This window comes from Iamia sp. SCSIO 61187, from assembly GCF_019443745.1.
Classification (GTDB): Bacteria; Actinomycetota; Acidimicrobiia; order Acidimicrobiales; family Iamiaceae; genus Iamia.
Genome location: NZ_CP050948.1, coordinates 4,493,158 through 4,512,144 on the forward strand (window position 1 = coordinate 4,493,158; position 18,987 = coordinate 4,512,144).

At 73.9% G+C, this 18,987-nt stretch carries 21 protein-coding genes and 3 tRNA genes; 4 read left to right on the forward strand and 20 right to left on the reverse strand.

Translation table 11 applies throughout. The features are described 5' to 3' along the window. Window positions 1-69 precede the first annotated feature (69 nt). Window positions 70-921, forward strand: coding sequence for a S1 family peptidase (locus HC251_RS21675; RefSeq protein ID WP_219942676.1), 852 nt, complete (start codon window positions 70-72; stop codon window positions 919-921). Between the two features lie 63 nt (window positions 922-984). Here HC251_RS21675 and HC251_RS21680 read toward each other — a convergent pair whose 3' ends face one another. The 4 genes from HC251_RS21680 to HC251_RS21695 all read right to left on the reverse strand — a co-directional run bounded on the left by HC251_RS21680 (window position 985) and on the right by HC251_RS21695 (window position 4,428). Beyond that, on the reverse strand, window positions 985-1,836 hold the full coding sequence (locus HC251_RS21680; RefSeq protein WP_219942677.1) for a P1 family peptidase: 852 nt from the start codon (window positions 1,834-1,836) through the stop codon (window positions 985-987). 58 nt (window positions 1,837-1,894) lie between these two features. Next, window positions 1,895-3,046, reverse strand: coding sequence for a DUF3524 domain-containing protein (locus HC251_RS21685; RefSeq protein WP_219942678.1), 1,152 nt, complete (start codon window positions 3,044-3,046; stop codon window positions 1,895-1,897). 43 nt (window positions 3,047-3,089) lie between these two features. Next, entirely contained in the window at window positions 3,090-4,103 is a 1,014-nt protein-coding gene (locus HC251_RS21690) for an alpha/beta fold hydrolase (RefSeq protein WP_219942679.1), read from the reverse strand. A 103-nt stretch (window positions 4,104-4,206) separates the two neighbouring features. After that, window positions 4,207-4,428, reverse strand: coding sequence for a hypothetical protein (locus HC251_RS21695; protein ID WP_219942680.1), 222 nt, complete (start codon window positions 4,426-4,428; stop codon window positions 4,207-4,209). A 172-nt stretch (window positions 4,429-4,600) separates the two neighbouring features. Here HC251_RS21695 and HC251_RS21700 point away from each other — a divergent pair, with 172 nt between their 5' ends. Then, a complete protein-coding gene (locus HC251_RS21700; RefSeq protein ID WP_219942682.1) occupies window positions 4,601-6,028 on the forward strand; it encodes a PLP-dependent aminotransferase family protein in 1,428 nt (475 codons plus the stop codon). Between the two features lies 1 nt (window position 6,029). Here the strand turns inward: HC251_RS21700 and HC251_RS21705 are convergent, their stop codons facing one another. From HC251_RS21705 to HC251_RS21770, 14 genes are all read right to left on the reverse strand, one after another. Next, the gene (locus HC251_RS21705; protein ID WP_219942684.1) at window positions 6,030-7,730 is read right to left on the reverse strand and encodes a hypothetical protein; all 1,701 of its coding nucleotides are present in this window, start codon (window positions 7,728-7,730) and stop codon (window positions 6,030-6,032) included. Window positions 7,731-7,973: 243 nt separating this feature from the next. Next, complete coding sequence (gene rplL / locus HC251_RS21710) at window positions 7,974-8,363, reverse strand: 50S ribosomal protein L7/L12 (protein WP_219942685.1); 390 nt, start codon at window positions 8,361-8,363, stop codon at window positions 7,974-7,976. 2 nt (window positions 8,364-8,365) lie between these two features. Further along, the gene (gene rplJ, locus HC251_RS21715) at window positions 8,366-9,061 is read right to left on the reverse strand and encodes a 50S ribosomal protein L10 (protein ID WP_219942686.1); all 696 of its coding nucleotides are present in this window, start codon (window positions 9,059-9,061) and stop codon (window positions 8,366-8,368) included. Between the two features lie 391 nt (window positions 9,062-9,452). Then, entirely contained in the window at window positions 9,453-10,157 is a 705-nt protein-coding gene (gene rplA, locus HC251_RS21720; RefSeq protein WP_219942687.1) for a 50S ribosomal protein L1, read from the reverse strand. 109 nt (window positions 10,158-10,266) lie between these two features. After that, the gene (rplK, locus tag HC251_RS21725) at window positions 10,267-10,692 is read right to left on the reverse strand and encodes a 50S ribosomal protein L11 (protein ID WP_219945769.1); all 426 of its coding nucleotides are present in this window, start codon (window positions 10,690-10,692) and stop codon (window positions 10,267-10,269) included. A 104-nt stretch (window positions 10,693-10,796) separates the two neighbouring features. Beyond that, complete coding sequence (nusG, locus tag HC251_RS21730; RefSeq protein ID WP_219942688.1) at window positions 10,797-11,654, reverse strand: transcription termination/antitermination protein NusG; 858 nt, start codon at window positions 11,652-11,654, stop codon at window positions 10,797-10,799. A gap of 22 nt (window positions 11,655-11,676) precedes the next feature. Then, the gene (secE, locus tag HC251_RS21735) at window positions 11,677-11,976 is read right to left on the reverse strand and encodes a preprotein translocase subunit SecE (RefSeq protein ID WP_219942689.1); all 300 of its coding nucleotides are present in this window, start codon (window positions 11,974-11,976) and stop codon (window positions 11,677-11,679) included. Window positions 11,977-12,008: 32 nt separating this feature from the next. Next, window positions 12,009-12,081, reverse strand: a tRNA-Trp gene (locus HC251_RS21740). A gap of 91 nt (window positions 12,082-12,172) precedes the next feature. After that, the gene (locus HC251_RS21745) at window positions 12,173-12,562 is read right to left on the reverse strand and encodes a hypothetical protein (RefSeq protein ID WP_219942690.1); all 390 of its coding nucleotides are present in this window, start codon (window positions 12,560-12,562) and stop codon (window positions 12,173-12,175) included. Continuing rightward, window positions 12,559-13,260, reverse strand: coding sequence for an RNA polymerase sigma factor (locus HC251_RS21750; protein WP_219942692.1), 702 nt, complete (start codon window positions 13,258-13,260; stop codon window positions 12,559-12,561). Before HC251_RS21750 ends, HC251_RS21745 begins: the two co-directional genes overlap by 4 nt. 22 nt (window positions 13,261-13,282) lie before the next feature. Further along, window positions 13,283-13,447, reverse strand: coding sequence for a 50S ribosomal protein L33 (gene rpmG / locus HC251_RS21755; protein ID WP_219942693.1), 165 nt, complete (start codon window positions 13,445-13,447; stop codon window positions 13,283-13,285). A gap of 18 nt (window positions 13,448-13,465) precedes the next feature. Continuing rightward, window positions 13,466-14,653: an elongation factor Tu gene (gene tuf, locus HC251_RS21760; protein WP_219942698.1), complete on the reverse strand. Its 1,188-nt coding sequence runs from the start codon at window positions 14,651-14,653 to the stop codon at window positions 13,466-13,468. 75 nt (window positions 14,654-14,728) lie between these two features. Continuing rightward, window positions 14,729-14,805 (reverse strand) — tRNA-Met (locus HC251_RS21765). Between the two features lie 38 nt (window positions 14,806-14,843). Next, window positions 14,844-14,916, reverse strand: a tRNA-Thr gene (locus HC251_RS21770). A gap of 244 nt (window positions 14,917-15,160) precedes the next feature. Between HC251_RS21770 and HC251_RS21775 the strand changes: the two genes are divergently transcribed. After that, window positions 15,161-16,459 (forward strand): hypothetical protein, encoded by a 1,299-nt coding sequence (locus HC251_RS21775; protein ID WP_219942700.1) that lies wholly within the window; start codon window positions 15,161-15,163, stop codon window positions 16,457-16,459. A gap of 53 nt (window positions 16,460-16,512) precedes the next feature. Further along, window positions 16,513-16,998: a GNAT family N-acetyltransferase gene (locus tag HC251_RS21780; RefSeq protein WP_219942702.1), complete on the forward strand. Its 486-nt coding sequence runs from the start codon at window positions 16,513-16,515 to the stop codon at window positions 16,996-16,998. A 53-nt stretch (window positions 16,999-17,051) separates the two neighbouring features. Here the strand turns inward: HC251_RS21780 and HC251_RS21785 are convergent, their stop codons facing one another. Together HC251_RS21785 and HC251_RS21790 are read right to left on the reverse strand one after the other, a co-directional pair. Then, window positions 17,052-17,411, reverse strand: a complete 360-nt coding sequence (locus tag HC251_RS21785) for a hypothetical protein (RefSeq protein WP_219942704.1) — start codon at window positions 17,409-17,411, stop codon at window positions 17,052-17,054. A 9-nt stretch (window positions 17,412-17,420) separates the two neighbouring features. Further along, entirely contained in the window at window positions 17,421-18,932 is a 1,512-nt protein-coding gene (locus HC251_RS21790) for an alpha/beta hydrolase (RefSeq protein ID WP_219942707.1), read from the reverse strand. Window positions 18,933-18,987 lie beyond the last annotated feature (55 nt).

Sequence of the window (18,987 nt, forward strand, 5' to 3'; positions counted from 1 at the left end):
GGAGCGTCGCGCCGACCCGGACCCGCCGCCGTCAGGAGGACGACAGGCACGGGCGTCGAACAGGCCGCCATGACCCCCCGAACCCCCCATCGTCGTCGCGTCCCCGCTGCGCTCGCGGCTCTCGGCCTGGCGCTCGTGGCGGTGCTGGCCGGCGCCCCCGCCCCGGCCTCGGCCTACGCACCGGCCGACACCGCCACCATCCACCCCGGCGTCCAGATGTTCACCGACGGCGCCCAGTGCACGGCCAACTTCGTGTTCAGCGACGGCACCGACCTCTACATCGGCTACGCCGCCCACTGCGCCGGTCTGGGCGAGGCGACCGACACCGACGGCTGCCTGGCCGGGACCCTGCCGGTCGGCACCCCCGTCGAGATCGACGGCGCCTCCCAGCCCGGCACCCTCGCCTACAGCTCGTGGGCCACCATGCAGGCCGTCGGGGAGACCGACCCCGACGCCTGCGCCTACAACGACCTGGCCCTGGTCCGGATCGATCCCGCCGACCACGACAAGGTCAACCCGTCGGTCCCCCACTGGGGTGGTCCGACCGGCATCAACACCACCGGCGTGGGCGCCCTGACCCGGGTCTACAGCTACGGCAACTCCAGCCTGCGGCAGGGCATCACCCTGCTCAGCCCCAAGACGGGCGTGAGCCTGGGCACCACCGGCGGCGGCTGGACCCACCCCCTCTACACCGTCAGCCCCGGCATCCCCGGCGACTCCGGCAGCGCGTTCCTCGACGCCCAGGGCCGCGCCCTCGGCGTCCTGAGCACGCTGGCCCTCGCCCCGCTCCCCCTGAGCAACAACGTGTCGGACCTCAACAAGGGCCTGGAGTACATGCGGGCCCACACCACCCTCGACGCCATCTCGCTGGTGCCCGGCGACCTGGCCTTCGACGGCGACCAGCTCCCCCTCGGCCTGTAGCCCACCGCCTCCGGACCGGTGGTCGGCTCCCCGCCGGGGGGATCCGGTCACCGGTCCGTCGCGTCAGGCCAGGGCCCGGACGGCCCGCTCGACGGCAGCCACGGCCAGCAGGCGGACGTGGTCGAGACGGGCCTCGACCTCGCCGGTGGCCACGGCGACGAGGGCGTCACCGTCGACCCGGGTGTGGGCGGGGACGATCGCTCGCCCGAGCCCGTCGTGGCCCCCCTGGGCCACCACGAGGCAGCCGAGCCCGTCGAGGCGGGCGTTGGTGGCGATGACCCCGATGGTCGTGTTGCCCATGGGGGCGGGGGGGACGCTGGGCAGGGCGTCCTCGACGCCGACCAGGCCGGTGCCGTCGGCGTCGATCGAGCCGTAGGCGTTCACCGCGACCAGGGCCGCCACCACCAGCGGACCGGAGCGGACGGTGGCCCCGCCCAGGCCCCCGGGCTCGGCGTGCTCGGGCCCCCGCCACTTCCCCACCGTGGCCCCCGTGCCCGCACCGACCCGGCCGTGGGCGAACGCCCCCTCGGAGGCGGTGGCGCAGGCGAAGCGGCCCTCGGCCGGCCCGGGGCGGATCGACGAGGACCCGACGGCCAGGTCGAACAGCCCGAGGGTGGGGACGATCGGCACCGGCCCGGCGGGGGTGGCGAACCCCCGACCGCGGTCCTCCAGCCACCCCATCACCCCGTCGGCGGCGGCCAGCCCGAAGGCGGACCCCCCGGTGAGGAGCACGGCGTCGATCCGATCGACGAGGCGCCCGGGCACCAGGAGGTCGAGCTCCCGGCTGGCGGGCGCCCCGCCCCGGACCTCGGCCGAGGCGGCCGTGCCCTCGGGCACGAGCACGACGGTGCACCCGGTCCGGGCCTCGGCGTCGGTCCAGTGCCCGACCGCGAGCCCGCCGACGTCGGTGATCACGGCCCCGCCCCGGAACCGGGGACGATCCCGGGCGCCGGCGCCCCCACCATCGTCCCCACTACGCGGCCGGACCGGGGAGGGCGATGGGCACGTCGTCGGGGACCTTGCCGGCGGCGACGGCCTCGAGGGCGGCGTCGTAGGCGGGGGCCAGGGCGGCCCAGTCGAAGCGGTCCATGGTCGCGGCGAGGCCGGCGACGGCGGCGCGCGCCGCGGGGAGGTCCTCGAGCAGGGTGCGGAGCCGTCGGACCATGTCGCCGTAGGCGCCGTACAGGACGGCGTCGTGGAACCGGCGGGGCACGATCTCGGGGTACGACAGGGCCCGGGGCAGCAGCGGGACGGCGCCCGCGGCCATGGCCTCGACCATGGCCACGCCGAAGAACTCGTGCACGGCGGTGGACACGACGATGGCCGACCGCCCCAGTAGCCGGACGTACTCGTCCCGGGGGAGGTGGCCGGCGTGCACCAGGCGGGAGCCGAACCGCTCCTCGGCCTCGATGAACTCGCGGGGGTCGGCGCGGGCGTTGGCGCCGGCCAGGGCGACCCGGAAGGCCAGGCCCTCGTGGTCGAGCCGGCGCAGGGCTCGGAAGAACAGCTCGGGGGCCTTGTCGTGGTCCCAGCGGTGGCTCCACAGCACGATGGGGGCGCCGTCGTCGTCGCGCTCGGGGTGGTCCCCGGCCACCGCCCCCACGTCGACGCCCACCGGCAGGAGCGACGTGCGGGCCTGCACGTCGGCCAGCAGGTGGTCGTGGCGCTGGTCGGGCGGACGCGCGAGCAGCTCGGGCAGGGCGCCGAACAGGGCGTCGCGGTGGAACGCCGAGTTCACGAAGACGTGGTCGGCGGCCACCATCGACGTCCAGTTGCGGTAGGCCATGTCGTCGTCGATGGGCTCGCCGGTCAGGGCGGCCCGGGCCGGCTGGGTCTCGTGCAGGTAGAGGGCGACGGGGGTGCTGCCCAGCCACGCCCGCGAGTGGCCGCCGAAGGCCGCCACGTCGAGCATCGAGCTGGCCAGCACGACGTCGGGCGGCCCGTGGGCCTCGACGACCTCCGCCGCCCGCTCGGCCAGGGTGAGGGCGCCGCCCCGGAGGCGCCACCGCCAGTACGCCCCGTCGTGGGCGACGACGTGCACCTCGTGGGCGCTGCGGCGGGCGAACCCCTCGGCCCACGCCTGGTGCGAACCGGTCAGCCACGGCTCGACCAGCAGGACCCTCATCGGCCGACCGTGCCCGGTCCGGCGCCCGCGCCCACCGGTCGGCCTAGGACCCCGTCGGGGCCAGCGCGCCGCCGGCCCCCTCGGTGCGCTCGGCCAGGTCGCGGATCAGCCGGGCGACGTCGTCGGGTCGCTCCTGCATGAGCTGGTGGCCGGCCTGAGGGAGGACCGTGAGCTCGGCGTCGGGCAGGTGGTCGACCATCTGGCGGGCGAAGGTCGGCGGGGTGAGGATGTCCCGGCTCCCGACCACCACGAAGGCGGGCACGTCGACCTCGCCCAGCCGGTGCGTGGTGTCGTGGTCGTGGAGGATCCCGGCCAGGCAGCGTTGGACGGCCTCCTCGTCGGTGCTCTCGATCGACGCCCGCACCTGCTCGATGGCGGCGGCCGACGGGGCCTTGCCGAACACCGAGCGGATGAGGAACAGCGACAGGTCGTTGCCGGAGAAGCGGAGGCCGCGGACCGGCTTGCCCGAGTCGAGGCGCTCGACGATGAGGGCGCCGAGGGCCGTCGCCCGGGGGACGAGGAGCGGGACCACGGGGCGGGCCGCGGCGGTGGCGACGAGGCCGAGCCCGCTCACCCTCTCCCGGAGCACGTCGGGGTGGTCGACGGCGAAGTTGAGGGCGGCCATGCCCCCCATGGAGTGGCCGACGACCAGGGCGTCGCGCAGGTCGAGACGGGTGAGCACGGTGGCGATGTCCCGGCCCAGCACGGTCATGTCGTAGCCCTCGTCACCCGCGGTCGACCGCCCGTGGCCGCGCTGGTCGAGGGACAGCACCCGGAAGTCCGCGGCCAGCTCGTGCAGCTGGGGCGACCACAGCTCGGCGTTGAGGGTGATGCCGTGGACGAGGAGGACCGGCCGCCCCTCCCCCCGCTCGAGCAGGTGGAGCGATCCCCCGTCGTGGCTGGGGACGGTCAGGTGGCGGACGTCCTCGGGCGGGCGGAGGAGGTCGTCGTCGGTCCGCCGGCGGGACCGGACGTGGCGGGCGGCGGCCTTCTCGGCGGCCAAGCCGGCCCCGGCCAGGGCGCCGACGCGCAGGAGCGTGCGGGTCACGGAGCGCATGGCGTCATCGTCGCACGAATCGCCGGTCCCCCACCGACGGGCCACCGATCCGATGGCCCGCCGACGGGGGGTCGCGCCCGGCGCGGGCCGGGCCGCGCCCGCGCTACGCGGCGGTCGGGGATGCGCCGGGGACAGGCGGCGCATCCCCGACGACGGGGGGCCGGGCGGGGCCGGCGGCGAGGCGCTCGACGTCCAGGGCGGCGACGGTCCCGCACCAGCAGCGCAGCCGGGCCCGGTGGCCGGTCGGCGTCGGCTCGAGGGCCAGGAGCCGGCGGGCGGTGAGGAGCACGCGGGCGGCGCAGGTGGGGCACCAGGGATCGAACATGGCGGACTCCTCGGTCGGGCGCCGGCCACGGTGGCCGGTGGCGGGACCCCCCGAGCATGGGCCATGGACAGGCGCACCTCACGGGCCATACCATGCCGATTGGCCCACGTTCGGTTGGGCCAATCGTGGGCCGATCTCCGGTCCCGGGAGGGCCGCAGGCCCGGAGGACGCCATGCGCACCGTGTCGCCGCCCACCGCCACCGACCTGCCGGCGCTGATGGCCGGGTGGTCCGAGCGGGGCACCGGGTCGCTCCCCCGCCGGTTGGCCCAGGCGCTGCGCACGCTGCTCGACGCCGGGATCCTGACGCCCGGCACCCGTCTCCCGCCCGAACGGAAGCTGGCCGAGATGCTGGCGGTCAGCCGGGGGACGGTGACCACCGCCCTCGACGAGCTGCGGGCGGAGGGGCGGATCGAGTCCCGCACCGGGCGCGGGTCGGAGGTGGCCGGGGGCGGGCCCCGCCCCGAGGTGCCCCGCCGCATCAGCTCGCACTTCCTGGACGCCGCCGCCGCCATCAACCTGTCGACCGGCAACCCGCCCGACGCCACGCACCTCCCGTCGTTCACCCTGACCCCCGACGACCTCACCGCCGAGGGCGGGGGGCACGGTCTGTCGCCGCAGGGGCTCCCGTCCCTGATGGTCGCCCTGGCCGACGAGGCATCCCGGTCAGGCATCCTCGCCGGCCCCGACCAGGTCCACGTCACCAACGGCTCGCACCACGCCCTGGCCCTGGTCGCCGAGGCGGTCGGCGCCCCGGGCGATGCCGTCGTCGTCGAGGACCCGTCCTACCCCGGCGTGTTCGACGTGATCGACCACCTCGGCGCCCGCGCCATCGGCATCCCCCGCCCGCCCGAGGGCATCGACCCCCACCAGCTCGACGCCGTCCTCGGCGAGCGCCGGCCCGCCCTCGTGTACCTCCAGGGCGGGGTCCACAACCCGCTCGGGCAGGCCCCGGCCCGGGGTCGCTGGCGGGCCATCGCCGCCGTGCTCGACGCCCACGGCGCGACCGTCGTCGAGGATCGCGCCCTCGTCCCCATGACCGAGCCCGAGGATCGGCCCGAGCCCCTGGCCGCCCTGTGCCGGACGGCCACGGTCGTGACGCTGGGGTCGATCGGCAAGGTCGGTTGGGGCGGGCTGCGCGTCGGCTGGCTCATCGGGCCCCACCCGCTCGTCGAGCGGACCGTGCGCCTGCGGACGGTCACGGACCTGGGCACGTCGATGCCGAGCCAGATCATCACCCGGCGCCTGCTGCCCACCATCGACGCCCTCGCCGCCGGGCGCCGCGCCACGCTCGACACGGCACGGGCGCGGGCCCACGAGCGGCTGGCCGACGAGGTCCCCGAGTGGGAGGTGGCCGCCTCCCGTGGCGGGTCCGCCCTCTGGGTCCGGCTGCCCGTCCCCGACGCCATGGGGGTCGTCCAGGCCGCCCGCCGCCACGGCGTGCTGGTCGCCCCGGGCTCGGTCGCCCGCCCGGGCGGCGGCCCCGACCCGCACGTGCGGATCTGCGTCGACCGCCCCCATCCGGTGGTCGACGAGGGCCTGACCCGCCTGCTCCGCGCCTGGCGCGAGGTCACCGCCCCCGCGGTCCCGGTCCTCGGGTAGCTCAGCAGGACGGGGGTCCGTCGTCGGGCCCGACCGTGACCCGGACGGCGCTCGGGCCGTCGCGGGTCGGGACGTCGATCCGGGCGATGACCTCGCTCCCTCGCGGCATCCCCGAGGAAGGGCTGGAGAGGGTGACGACGGCCGTGCACCGCTTGCCCTTGGGGAAGTAGCGAGGGCCCGGGCTGAAGCCGTCGTTGCCCGCCACCACGGGTCGGGCCCCGGCGCGGCGGATGCGGTAGGCCGTCGCGGCGACGAGCTCCGACGGGGCGCGGCCGTGGCCCACGACGTAGTACCGGCCGCCCGCGTCCACCGCACGGACGACCGCATCTCCCACCGCTCGGGCCTCGGCGTGGATCGGGAGGTCGGGCTCGGCCTCCGACGGGCCGAGGACGGCGATGGCGACGATGGCGACGCACCCCACCGCGGTCACCAGGGCACCGCCGCGCCCGGAGCGAGCGCCCGGACGCAGGGCGACCACGTCGACGGCCCGCACCGCCGCCCATCCGAGCACGAGCCAGGCCAGCATCCCGACGAGGACCAGCCACCACGCCGTGTAGGTGAGCGTCAGGAACAGCCGGCCGGGCGTCGCCCGCGCCACCGCCGCACCCGCACCGACGAGCGCCAGGACGAGGAGGACCGGCACCACGACCTCCCGCTCTCGACGTCGGGCGGCGCGCAGGCCCAGGACGGCGAGCGCGCCGATGACGGCGACGCTGGTGAGAGCGGCCGTCGTGGGCGCCGGGCGGAAGAACACGCTCTCGACCTGTTCGTCGGGCAGCACGTCGCCACCGACGAAGGCCGGCGGCACGCCCAGGACGTCGGCGAGGAGGCGACCCACGAGGCTCCAGGTGGACGGCTCGCCGGGCGCGCCGCGTGCGAGCAGCGTCAGGTTGCCAGGGTCCGAGGTGATCTCGTCGAGCACCGGGAGGGCCCAGCACACGACGCCGACCACCACCGCCCCGAGGAGGGGACGGGCGCTCCCCGGCGGGAGCCGAAGCCGGTGCCGCAGGCCGGCGGGGCGGTCGGCCCTCGCGGTCGCCAGCAGCCCGGCGACGAGACCGATCGCCAGGACGGGTAGCGCAGCCACGGCCAGGACCGTGTGGACCTGGGCGCAGAACGAGGCGACGAGCACGGCCACGGGCAGGAGCCGCAGCTCGCCCATCCCCAGCGACCAGGCGAGGAGGACCAGCAGCACGAGCGGTATCAGGCCGAGCGCCGGGTTCCACGTCGAGACCAGGCCACCGGGGTTGAGCGCTCGGGACGACAGCGCGAGACCGAGCGCCAGGGCCAGGGCCAACCCCACCCCACCGCGCCGCGCCGCCAGCCGGACCGATGCGACCATCGCCGACGCCGAGAGCGCGGCGGCGACGACCACGGTCCCCCACAGCGGCCCCCACCGGGCGGTCACCGCGAACGGCCAGTAGCCCATCGGCCCGGGGCTGCGGGTGGTCTCGCCGACCTCGGCCGACACCGTGCTCAGCTGCCCGAGCCGGGGGGTGCGCCCGGTGAGGACGTCGGCGGCCCGGATGCTGATGATCGCCTGGTCACCGATCGGCACCCAGTCCGCGCGGATCACGCGCACGGCGGCGACGATCGACGGCACGGCGACGCAGACGGAGATCAGCAGGAGACGCCGCCGGTCGCGCCGGCCGGAGGGCGACGCATCCTCCGCCTCCAGCTCGCCGTCGCCTCGCTCCCGCATCGACCCCTCTCTCACACCCGGCCGGCGAGAGTACTACGAGACCGACGTCACACCTGAGAGACGGTGGTCGCCGGGGGGTCCTGGACGATCAGAGGCGCCTCGCTCCGGGAGGACGTCCTCGGCGCGGGCGCCGATGGTGGCCCTGTGCGGGGACGCGCCGCTGGCCGCACCCCGGAGGGTGCGGCCAGCGGTGGCGAAGCGGATCAGCGAGGCGGCCACCCCTGGATGGGGTGGACCTGCGAGCTACTTGAGCTCGACGCTCGCGCCCTCGGCCTCGAGGGCCTCCTTGGCCTTCTCGGCGTCCTCCTTGGAGGCCTTCTCGATGACAGGCTTGGGAGCGTTGTCGACGAGGTCCTTGGCCTCCTTGAGGCCCAGCCCGCTGAGCGAGCGGACGGCCTTGATGACCTTGACCTTGTTGTCGCCGGCGGCGGTGAGCACGACGTCGAACTCGTCCTGCTCCTCGGCCTCCTCGGCGGCGCCGCCGCCACCGGCGGGGGCGGCCGCAGCGGCCGCCACGGGGGCGGCGGCGGTGACGTCGAAGCGCTCCTCGAACGCCTTCTTGAGCTCGGACAGCTCCAGCACGGTCATGCCCGCGATGGCGTCGAGGATGTCGTCAGTGGAAAGGGTGGCCATGTTCAGCTCTCCTCGGTAGCGGCCGACTCGGCCGGGGTCTCGGTGGTGTCGTCGGCCGGGGCCGACTCGGTGGCATCGGCGTCAGCCGACTCGGTGGTCGCAGCCTCGGCCGTCGCAGCGGCGTCGGCCTCGGCCGGGGTCTCCTCCGCCGCGGGGGCGGGGTCGGTGGGGGCGCCGGGGGCGCCGCCCGCCTCGATGAGGGCGTTCAGGGCGTAGCTGAACGACCGGGGGACGGCGTCGAGCAGGCTCGCCATCTGCTGCATGGGGGCGGCGAACAGACCGGCGATCTCCGCCAGCAGCTGGTCGCGGCTCGGGAGGTCGGCGAGGGCCTTGACCTCGTCGGCGCCGAGCACCGAGGTGCCCAGCAGGCCGCCCTTGACGACCAGCGCCGGGTTGGTCCGGGCGAAGTCCCGCAGGGCCTTGGCCACGCCGGCGGCGTCGCCGTCGACGAACGCGATGGCGGTCGGGCCGGTGAGCAGGTCGTCGATGTCGAGGCCCCGCTCGCGCGCGGCGATCCGCACCAGCGTGTTCTTGTAGATCTTGTAGGTGCCGCCGGAGCTGCGCAGGGCGTCGCGCAGCTCGGCCATGGCGGGCACGTCGAGGCCGCGGTACTCCGTGAGCACGGCGGCTTCGGCGGCGTCGAGACGCTCGCCCACCTCGGTGACCACGGCGGCCTTCTCAGGTCGTGGCTCTCCCATGGCTCTCCTCTCTCGATCGGGTGGCGCTGCCGAGCGCGAGGACACGAGAGAGAGGAAGCAGGCTTCCCCGCCTCGACTGGCGGCCCGTGGGCCCTTCGCCACCGTGAGGTGGACCAGCTGTCTCCGGCGAGCAGAGCTCAGATGTGAACAGCGAACGCTACCGCTGCAACCCCAAGGGGACCAAACCCAGACGACGCATGAGCACGACCCCGGCGATGGACCGCCACCAGGCCGCAGCCCGGCGCAGCCGCAGGGGGCGTGGGGGGCACCCCCACACGAAGAGGCGTGTGCCCGAGGAACGAGGGCTCCGCCTCTGGGAAGGTCTTCAGCGCGAGCGCAGCGAGGCCCGCTCAGCTCTGAGGAGTGGAGCGAGCGCCAGCGAGCGAACGACTCAGACTTCCTCGACGACCTTGATGCGGTTGGGGTCGATCTTGATGCCGGGGCCCATGGTGGAGGCGACGCCGACCTTGCGGAGGTACCGGCCCTTCGACGAGGCCGGCTTGGCCCGGTGGAGCTCGTCGATGACGGCCCGCAGGTTGGCGACCAGGTCGGCGCTGGCGAAGGACGCCTTGCCCACCGGGACGTGGACGTTGCCGTAGCGGTCGGTGCGGTACTCGACCTTGCCGCCCTTGAAGTCGGCGACGGCCTTGCCCACGTCGGTGGTCACGGTGCCGGTCTTGGGGTTGGGCATGAGCCCGCGGGGGCCGAGCACGCGGCCCAGGCGCCCGACGGTCGGCATCATGTCCGGGGTGGCGATGGCCAGGTCGAAGTCGAGCATGCCCCCCTCGACCTGGGCGGCCAGGTCGTCGCTGCCCACGATGTCGGCGCCGGCGGCGCGGGCCTCGTCGGCGGCGTCGCCGGCGGCGAAGACGGCGATGCGCACGTCCTTGCCGGTGCCCGACGGCAGGGCCACGGTGCCCCGGACCATCTGGTCGGCCTTGCGGGGGTCGACGCCGAGGCGGACGCCCAGCTCGATGGTCTCGTCGAAGCCGGCCGTCGCCAGCGTCTTCACCAGCTCCACGGCCTCGTCGGCCGAGTGCAGGTTCTCGCGGTCGTACCGCTTGGTCGCGTCGGTGTAGCGCTTGCCCTTCGCCATGGTGGTGGCTCCCTCGTGTCGATGGCCCGGGGCGAGGTCCTCCCCGGTGCCTGGGTTGTACCGGTCCGCCGGACGGCGGGACGGCTGCGGCCCGGGGGCCGGCGGAAGATCAGACGACCTGGAGGCCCATGGAGCGGGCCGTGCCCTCGACCTGCTTGATGGCGGCGTCGATGTCGTTGGCGTTGAGGTCGGGCAGCTTGGTCTCGGCGATGGAGCGGACCTGGTCGGCGGTGACCGAGCCGGCGCCCTCCTTGCCGGGGTTCTGCGAGCCCTTGGTGATGCCGGCGGCCTCGCGGAGGAGGACGGGCGTCGGCGGGGTCTTGGTGATGAAGGTGAAGGTGCGGTCCTCGAAGACCGTGATCTCCACGGGCACGATGGTGCCCCGCTGGGACTCGGTCTGGGCGTTGTACGCCTTGCAGAAGTCCATGATGGCCACGCCGTGCGGGCCCAGGGCGGTGCCCACGGGCGGGGCCGGGTTGGCCTGGCCGGCGGGGATCTGGATCTTGACGACGGCCAGGACCTTCTTCTTGGCCACGACGGGCACTTCCTTCTTCTGCGAAACGGGCCCCGAGCGTCAGCGCGAGGGGGACGGACCAGCGTACGGGGATCGGGGCGGCGAGCGCCAGATGGCCCAGATGCTCAGAACTTGGCGACCTGCGAGAAGTCGAGCTCGACGGGGGTCTCGCGGCCGAAGATGTCGACCAGGACCTTGACCTTGAGCTGGTCCTCGTTGATCTCGACGATCTCGCCGGAGAAGTTGGCGAACGGGCCTTCCTTGACCCGGACGGTCTCGCCCAGCTCGTGCTCGAGGCGGGCCCGGCCCTTCTTGGTCGGGAGCTCCTCGGTGTCGTCCTTGACGGCGAGGAAGGTCTCGACGTCGCGGCGGGGCAGCGGCGAGGGCTTGTTGCCGGCGCCGACGAACCCGGTGACGCCGGGGGTGTTGCGGATGACGTACCAGGAGTCGTCGTCGAGGAAGCAGCGCACCAGCAGGTAGCCGGGGAACATCTTCTTCTGGACGACCTGCTTCTTGCCGCCGCGGATCTCGACGACGTCCTCCATGGGGATGACGACCTCGTGGATCCGTCCCTCCATGTTCATCGACGAGGTGCGGGCCTCGAGGTTCTGCTTGACCTTCTTCTCGTAGCCCGACTGGGTGTGGACCACGAACCAGCGGCCGGGCCGGTCGTAGGGGCTCTCGACGGGGGCGGCGGCCTCCTCCTCGACGAGCGCCTCGGCATCGACGACCTCGGGAGCGACGACCTCGCCGGTCTCGGGGTCGACGCCGGCCGGGGCGGCCTCGCCCGTCTCGGGGTCGGTCGCCGGGAGGGCGACCACGTCGGCGGCGGTCACGTCCTCGCCGGGCTCGGTCGCCGGGGCGTCGGCCTCGCCGGCGTCGGGGGTGATGGTGCCCGGCGTGGCGGCGTCGGTCGGCGACGGCGGGGCGTCGGTCTCGGCCGCGTCGGGCGCGTCAGCGGGCTCTGGTTCGAGGAAGGTCATGAATCGATCTTGGGAGAGGGGGTCACGCGTCGTAGATCCACAGGACGGCCTTGGCCAGTCCGAAGTCGACACCCGCGATCAGCGCGGTGAGGACCACGATGGTGATGAAGACGATGATGGAGTAGTTGGTCGTCTCGGCCCGGGTGGGCCAGTTGACCTTGCGCATCTCGGCGCGGACCTCGCGCACGAACTGGCGCGGCTTGGTGCGCTGCTCCTTGGGGCGCGGGGCGGAGGGGGCGCGGCGCTGGGCCTTGGGCTGGCCCTCGCTGTCGAGCGCGCCCTGCTTCTGCAGGAGGCGCTTCTGTTCACGGTTCATCGCCATCGGTGGCACCTGACGAACGGGGATGGATGGAGCAGGGCAGGAGGGAGTCGAACCCCCAACCGCCGGTTTTGGAGACCGGTGCTCTGCCAGTTGAGCTACTGCCCTCGGCGTTCCGGCTCGCGGGAGCAGGGACCGGTCGAGACTAGCAAGGGGACCGTCGAGGTCCCACTCGCCGAACCGGGCCGGTCGGCTGGGGTCAGCCGGCCAGCGGGAGACGGCGCGAGCGGGTGCGGGTCACGAGGACGACGGCCCCGGCCGCCCCGGCGGCGGCGGTCGCGGCGGCCAGGCCCCCGATGTAGGCGGCCCGGCGGCCGGTGAGGAGCGAGCGGATGGCGTGGCGCTCGCCGGCCTCCTCGATGTGGGCCAGCACCTCGGTCACCAGGCCGGGGGCGGGCTCGAGCACCTCCTCGCGCAGCGAGCGCAGGGCCCGCAGCACCCGGCGGTGCTGCACCAGGTCGGCCTGGCAGCGCAGGCACCCCTGGACGTGGCGCCGGGCGGCCCGGTCGAGGGAGCCGGTGTCGCCGCCCGAGGCGGCCAGCTGGTCGCCCAGCTCGGCGCAGGTGCTGGTGCTGGTGGCGGCGGTCATGGCAGGTCCTCCCCCGCATCGCCGTCCCCGGCGTCGTCGCGACCGGGGAACAGGTGGTCCTTCAGCTTCCGGCGGGCCCGGTGCAGCCGCACCTTGGCCGCCGACTCCGAGATCCCCAGCTCGGCGGCGATGGCCTCGTGGGGCAGGTCGTAGACGTCGCGCAGCACGACGACGGCCCGCAGCTTCGGGGGGAGCTCGTCGAGGGCCAGCACCAGGCGGCCCCGCAGGTCCGAGGCGTCGGCCTGGGCCGCGGGGTCGAGGTCGGGGCGGGTGTCGACCACGACCATGTCGTCGACCAGCTCGTCGTGGCGGTGCCGGCGGCGCTTGCCCACGTAGGTGGAGGCGCAGTTCGCCGTGATGCGGTACATCCAGGTCGTGAAGCGGGCCTCGCCCCGGAACCGCCCGATCGACCGGTAGGCGCGCAGGTACGCCTCCTGGACGACGTCGCGGGCATCGTCGTCGCTGCCGGTGATCCGCCGGGCCAGCGTGTAGGTCTCGGCGTGGGTGGCGCTCACGAGCTCCTCGAAGGCCTTGTCGTCGCCGGCCTGGGCCCGGGCCACGAGGGCGGCCATCGCGTCCGGGTCGGAGCGAGGGTCGCGGTCGGGGCCGAGCCGCGGGACGGCGGCGGCGGACAGCATCGAGGGGTCGGACCCTCCCAGGGGGAGGCTGGTTACTCCCTCCTCCGGCGTGTCCGTCATGGGTGGCCTCCCGGCCGGTGCGCTACCTGGTCTCCTTGTGGACGGTGTGCGACCGCTCCCACTGGCAGTACTTCTTCATCTCGATGCGCTCGCGGTCGTTGACCTTGTTCTTGGTCGTGATGTAGTTGCGGCGCTTGCACGACGTGCACTCGAGGGTGACGCCGATCCGCTTGTCGTTCCTGGCCATGGCCTGTCTCTCGGTTCTCTACTTGGTGATCTTGGTGACGCGGCCGGAGCCGACGGTGCGTCCACCCTCGCGGATGGCGAAGCGGAGGCCCTCTTCCATGGCGATGGGGTGGATGAGCTCGACGCTCATGGAGGTGTTGTCGCCGGGCATGGCCATCTCGGTCCCCTCCGGCAAGGTGATGGTGCCGGTGATGTCGGTGGTCCGGAAGAAGAACTGGGGCCGGTAGTTGTTGAAGAACGGCTTGTGCCGGCCGCCCTCGTCCTTGGTCAGCACGTACACCTCGCCCTCGAAGTCCGAGTGCGGCGTGATGCTGCCCGGCTTGGCCAGCACCTGACCCCGCTCGACGTCTTCCTTCTTCGTGCCCCGCAACAGAGCGCCGATGTTGTCACCGGCCTGGCCCTGGTCGAGGAGCTTGCGGAACATCTCCACCCCGGTGCAGGTCGTCTTCTGGGTGTCACGGATCCCGACGATCTCGATCTCGTCACCGGTGTGGATCGCCCCCTGCTCGACCTTGCCGGTCACCACCGTCCCACGCCCGGTGATCGAGAACACATCCTCGATCGGCATCAAGAACGGCTTGTCGATGTCACGGGTCGGCTCGGGCACGAAGCTGTCGACCGCGTCCATCAGCTCCATCACCTGAGCAGCCGCATCAGCATCGCCCTCGAGGGCCTTGAGCGCCGAGACCCGGACCACCGGGGTGTCATCACCGGGGAACTCGTACTCGGTCAACAGCTCACGGACCTCCATGTCGACGAGCTCCAACAGCTCCTCGTCATCGACCATGTCGACCTTGTTCAACGCCACCACGATCGAGGGCACACCGACCTGACGGGCCAACAGCACGTGCTCCCGGGTCTGGGGCATCGGACCATCGGTCGCCGCCACCACCAAGATCGCCCCGTCGACCTGAGCCGCACCGGTGATCATGTTCTTGATGTAGTCAGCGTGACCCGGCATGTCGACATGGGCGTAGTGACGGTTCGCCGTCTCGTACTCCACATGCGAGATGTTGATCGTGATCCCCCGCTGACGCTCCTCAGGAGCCTTGTCGATCATGTCGAACGGGGTGAAGGCCGTGGTCGGGTCGGCCTCGTGCAACGTCTTGGTGATCGCCGCAGTGAGGGTGGTCTTGCCGTGGTCGATGTGACCCATCGTCCCGATGTTCAGGTGCGGCTTGGACCGGTCGAACTTCTCCTTGGCCATGCTGACGTGCCTCCTCGGCGCGAGACGGGCCGGGCGGAGTGCCCGGCGGCGGGGTGGTGAGATCGGTTGCGTGGTTGGTAGCGACGGTCGGGTTCGAACCGACGACCTCTCGATTATGAGCCGAGCGCTCTCACCAGCTGAGCTACGTCGCCGCATCGGTCGATCGCCGGCCCGGGACCGACGACCTACGAGCCTCCTGTGGGAATCGAACCCACGACCTTTTCCTTACCATGGAAACGCTCTGCCGACTGAGCTAAGGAGGCGTGGCGGACCCGGGCGCGCCGGGATGGCCGGGGGTGCATCCTAGGCGCGGCCACGGGCACCTCCCCAACCTGAACCCGGCTCACCGAGGCCGCCGCCGGACACACCAGAGCCACCCGACACCGGAGGCAACACCATGAACGAACGTGCTGGAGCGCAGCCCCGCGTCGTCGACCGAGCGCCCTCCGTGACATGGGCCGGGGCGCTCAAGTCGCAGGTGGGGGTGCCGACAGGCGCAAGGTGCGCATGAGCAGGATGGTGATCGAGGCGGGACGCCACACGATCGCCCTCGACCTCCACCCCAAGCTGACCGTCATCACCGGCCTTGGCGACCTCGAGCGCGAGAGCCTGGCCGGCGAGCTCCTGGGCGCCCTCGGTCCCAGCCGACCGGGAGTCCACGTCGAGCTCACCACCGACGACGGGCGCCACCTCGCCGTCTTCCGCCCGACCAACGGTCGGGCCCGGCTCGTCGACGTCGACCAGTCCCGCGACATCACCCCCCGCGACGTCGACGGAGGCGTCGACCTCTACTCGCACCACGGCATCGACATGACCGGCGCCCGTCGGGCCCTGAAGGTCACCCGGGCCGACCTCACCACCCAGGCCCAGGGCGACGTCGTCGTGCACCGGCTGGCCGAGGTCGACCAGACCGCCCTGTGGGCCGCCGCCGCCCGGGTGCGCGTCACCGACGAGGCCCTCCAGGCCGAGTCGGTCGCCGCCGGCACCGCCCCCGAGGACGCCGAGATCATCGATCGCATCGAGCGCCGTCACGCCCAGCTCGAGACCGCCCTCGAGGCCCTCAACCGGACCAACCGCCTGGCGCGCGTCGTCACCGCCGCCGGCGTGGTCGGCTGCGTGCTGGCGGCCCTGGTCCAGCCCGTGCTCGCCCTGCCCCTGCTCGCCATCACCGGCCTGGCCCTCGGCGCCGCCTTCGTCTACCGGGCTCGCGCCGCCCGGGCCGAGCGGGCCGAGCGCGAGGCGCTCGACGCCGCCGGGGCCGAGTCCTACCTCGGGTTCCACGTCGCCCGCATCGACGGCCTGGTCTCGGGCGACCAGGCCCGCCGCCGCCTCCTCGCCGCTGCCGCCGACCACCGCCTGGCCGCGGCCCGGTGGTTCGAGGTCGCCGGCGACGTCAGCGTCGACTGGGCCATGGAGCACCACACCGAGATCGCCGTGGCCGCCCGCCTCCGCGCCGACGTCCGCAACCTGGGCGTCATGTCGTCGAGCGCCCCGGGCGACGAGGACGAGATGGCCGCCGACCTGGCCCACGCCCTCCTCGGCCGCATGGCCCGGGCCCGCAGCCTCGGGGACCTGGGCGAGACCTTCCCCCTCGTGATCGACGAGCCCTTCGTCGACCTCGACCCCGGCCTGAAGCCGTCGCTGCTCGAGCTGATGTCCCGCTCGGCCGGCAACCCCCAGGTCGTGCTGCTCACCGCCGACGAGGAGGTCGCCTCCTGGGCCCGCCTCGAGGCCCTGACCGGCGAGCTCTCGGTGCTCGAGCCGACCCCCGACTCCCAGCCGGTCGCGGCCAGCGGGGTGGCGTAGCCCCCACGCGGAACCGGGCGTGACCAGCGCCTCCCGGTCCGTATCCTCGGCCGATGGACGTGCGGCTGGCGACGATCGAGGACGGCGAGGGGATCAGGGCCATCTACAACCGCGAGGTGCTCGAGGGGACGGCCACGTTCGACCTGCGCCCCCGCAGCGCCGAGGACCAGCGCCGTTGGCTGACCGATCGGTCGGGCGCCCACGCCGTCATCGTCGCGGTCGAGGGGGACGAGGTCCTGGGCTTCGGGTCCCTGTCGGCCTACCGTTCCCGTCCCGCCTACGCGACCACGGTCGAGGACTCCGTCTACGTCGCGCCCCAGCACCAGGGCGCCGGTGTCGGCCGGGCGCTGCTCGAGGCCCTGGTCGAGGCGGCCGAGCTCCGGGGCTTCCACACCGTCATCGGTCGCATCGCCGGCGGCAACGAGGGCTCGATCGCCCTGCACCAGCGGTGCGGGTTCGAGGTCGTCGGGGTCGAGCGCGAGGTCGGCCGCAAGTTCCGGCGCTGGCTCGACGTCACCGTGGTGCAACGAGTTCTCTGAGCGGGCGTCGCGCGGGTCACAGGGATCCGACGACCTCGCGGACCGGGTAGGCCTCAGCGGGGGACCTGGCCGCCGTCGGCGAGGATCTCGGCGGCGCGGCGGTTGGCCCGCACCTGGGCGGCGGCGGCGTCGTCCCAGGCGGCGCGGAGGCGGGCGATCTGGGCGGCGACGTCGGCGCCGGTGAGGACCGCCTCCTGCGTCGCCCGGTGCTCGTCGTAGGCCTGGCGGTGCCCACCGGCCCAGTCCACCAGGCGGGCCTGCCCGGATGAGCGGGCGTCGAGGTTGGCGGTGATGGCGGCGCGCAGGCCGTCGAGCCGCTGGCCCACGGCGTCGGCGGCGCCGAAGTCGAACTCCACGGGGCTGGCCCCGGACGCCACCGGCGGCCGGGGGGCGCACCCGTCTCTCCATCCCATGACGCCTCCTCAGCCCGTCGGGGTGGGGGTCGGGACGGGCACGGTCGGTGCCGGGGTGGGCTCCGGCGTCGGGCCGGGGGACGGCTCGGGCGGCTCGGTCGGGGTCGGGACCGGTTCGGGGAGCGGCATCGGTCGGGGCTCGGGGCCGAGCACCTCGGCCTCGAGGATGGCCTCCAGGTCCGCCACCGTCGGTGGTTCGCCGGCGGCCTGCTGCTCGTCGAGGTAGGCCTCGACGGCGGGATGGTCGATCACCCGGCTGGCGGTGCGGTGGTCGTAGGTGGAGAACAGCCACTCGCGCACGTCGGTCTGCGGTGACGACCCGCCGCCGACGCGGTCGATCGCCTCCTGGGTGAGCGAGCGCACCAGGCCCTGGCCGTGGTCGGGGGTCAGTCCGAGGTGGCCGTCGCCGGCTGCGCTGTCGTGGTCGACGACGGTGGTGTCGAGCCCGGCCTGGCGGCGCCACTCGACGAGGGTGCTGAGCCCGTCGCCGTCGGAGGCCTCGTCGCCGAGCGCCTCGGGCCCCTGGAGCTCGTACCAGAACAGGGCGTCGTCGCCGTTGTTGATGGTGATGGTGAGGTCGCGCACCCGGGGGCCGACGAGGGCGCCGTAGTGGTCGGTGTCCCCGGTGGGGGCCGACGCCGGGATCGCCGGCTGGACCATCGTGTAGTCGACGGAGAACCGGCCCGTCGGGTCCTCCATCTGGGAGAGCGCCCGGGTCACGACGTGGTTGCCGAGGCTGTGGGCGGTGATGGCCACGTGCCCGTCGGGGTCGGCGGCGGCGATGGCCGTGAACAGCGGGGCGAGCGTGTCGCCCGTGGCCATGGCCGAGTCCTCGGCGGCGCCGAAGTTGCCCCACGAGCCCGGCGAGGCCCCGACGCTGTCACCCTCGTCCCAGTCGATGACGAGCACCGTCGCCCCCTCCACCCCCTGTTGGTCGTAGAGGTCCGCCGTCGCCTCGCCGGCGCCGGTCGCGCTCGCCGACGACGTGGTCCAACCGTGGGCGACGATGTGCAGGGGCCCACCGGTGCCGGCGATGCCCAGCTCCTCCACCAGCAGCTGCCACTCGAGCTCGCCCATCCCCTCGGGGCGCTCGTCGACGAGCAACCGGATCACCCGGGTCTGACCGTCGCTCCCGTCGCGCACCACCTCGAACAGGTGCGACCACTCCCCCTGGTCGACCGCCTCGGCCAGGCTCGGGGGGCCGGCCGTGTCGAGCTGCATCTCGTTGGAGAAGAGCACCGCCGGGCAGCCGTCGGTGGAGCAGATCCGCTCGGTGGCCCGGAAGGCGTCGGCGATCCGCCCCACCCACAGGTCGAGGTAGGACAGCTCGTCGACGGCGCCGTCGATCGCCTCCACCGCGGTGGCATCGACCCGGCCGCCGAAGCCGGACGGCGTGGCGTTCCACCCCTCGACCAGGGCCGGGAGCCCGGCGAGGGCATCGTTGATGTCCTGGTCGGCCGGGGTCAGGGCCTCCACGTAGCGGTCGAGCTCGTCGGGGTTGGCGCTGATCTGGGGCGTCACCGGGGTCCTCGGGAAGCAGCACGGCTCGAACGCGCGTGCACGACGATGCACCTCG

Bases quoted from the DNA above. Each gene is read 5' to 3' on its own strand.
- HC251_RS21675 (WP_219942676.1), top strand. From the start codon at position 70: ATGACCCCCCGAACCCCCCATCGTCGTCGCGTCCCCGCTGCGCTCGCG.
- HC251_RS21685 (WP_219942678.1), bottom strand. From the start codon at position 3,046: ATGAGGGTCCTGCTGGTCGAGCCGTGGCTGACCGGTTCGCACCAGGCG.
- HC251_RS21690 (WP_219942679.1), bottom strand. From the start codon at position 4,103: ATGCGCTCCGTGACCCGCACGCTCCTGCGCGTCGGCGCCCTGGCCGGG.
- HC251_RS21695 (WP_219942680.1), bottom strand. From the start codon at position 4,428: ATGTTCGATCCCTGGTGCCCCACCTGCGCCGCCCGCGTGCTCCTCACC.
- HC251_RS21700 (WP_219942682.1), top strand. From the start codon at position 4,601: ATGCGCACCGTGTCGCCGCCCACCGCCACCGACCTGCCGGCGCTGATG.
- HC251_RS21705 (WP_219942684.1), bottom strand. From the start codon at position 7,730: ATGCGGGAGCGAGGCGACGGCGAGCTGGAGGCGGAGGATGCGTCGCCC.
- rplL (WP_219942685.1), bottom strand. From the start codon at position 8,363: ATGGCCACCCTTTCCACTGACGACATCCTCGACGCCATCGCGGGCATG.
- rplJ (WP_219942686.1), bottom strand. From the start codon at position 9,061: ATGGGAGAGCCACGACCTGAGAAGGCCGCCGTGGTCACCGAGGTGGGC.
- rplA (WP_219942687.1), bottom strand. From the start codon at position 10,157: ATGGCGAAGGGCAAGCGCTACACCGACGCGACCAAGCGGTACGACCGC.
- nusG (WP_219942688.1), bottom strand. From the start codon at position 11,654: ATGACCTTCCTCGAACCAGAGCCCGCTGACGCGCCCGACGCGGCCGAG.
- secE (WP_219942689.1), bottom strand. From the start codon at position 11,976: ATGGCGATGAACCGTGAACAGAAGCGCCTCCTGCAGAAGCAGGGCGCG.
- HC251_RS21745 (WP_219942690.1), bottom strand. From the start codon at position 12,562: ATGACCGCCGCCACCAGCACCAGCACCTGCGCCGAGCTGGGCGACCAG.
- HC251_RS21750 (WP_219942692.1), bottom strand. From the start codon at position 13,260: ATGACGGACACGCCGGAGGAGGGAGTAACCAGCCTCCCCCTGGGAGGG.
- rpmG (WP_219942693.1), bottom strand. From the start codon at position 13,447: ATGGCCAGGAACGACAAGCGGATCGGCGTCACCCTCGAGTGCACGTCG.
- tuf (WP_219942698.1), bottom strand. From the start codon at position 14,653: ATGGCCAAGGAGAAGTTCGACCGGTCCAAGCCGCACCTGAACATCGGG.
- HC251_RS21775 (WP_219942700.1), top strand. From the start codon at position 15,161: ATGAGCAGGATGGTGATCGAGGCGGGACGCCACACGATCGCCCTCGAC.
- HC251_RS21780 (WP_219942702.1), top strand. From the start codon at position 16,513: ATGGACGTGCGGCTGGCGACGATCGAGGACGGCGAGGGGATCAGGGCC.
- HC251_RS21785 (WP_219942704.1), bottom strand. From the start codon at position 17,411: ATGGGATGGAGAGACGGGTGCGCCCCCCGGCCGCCGGTGGCGTCCGGG.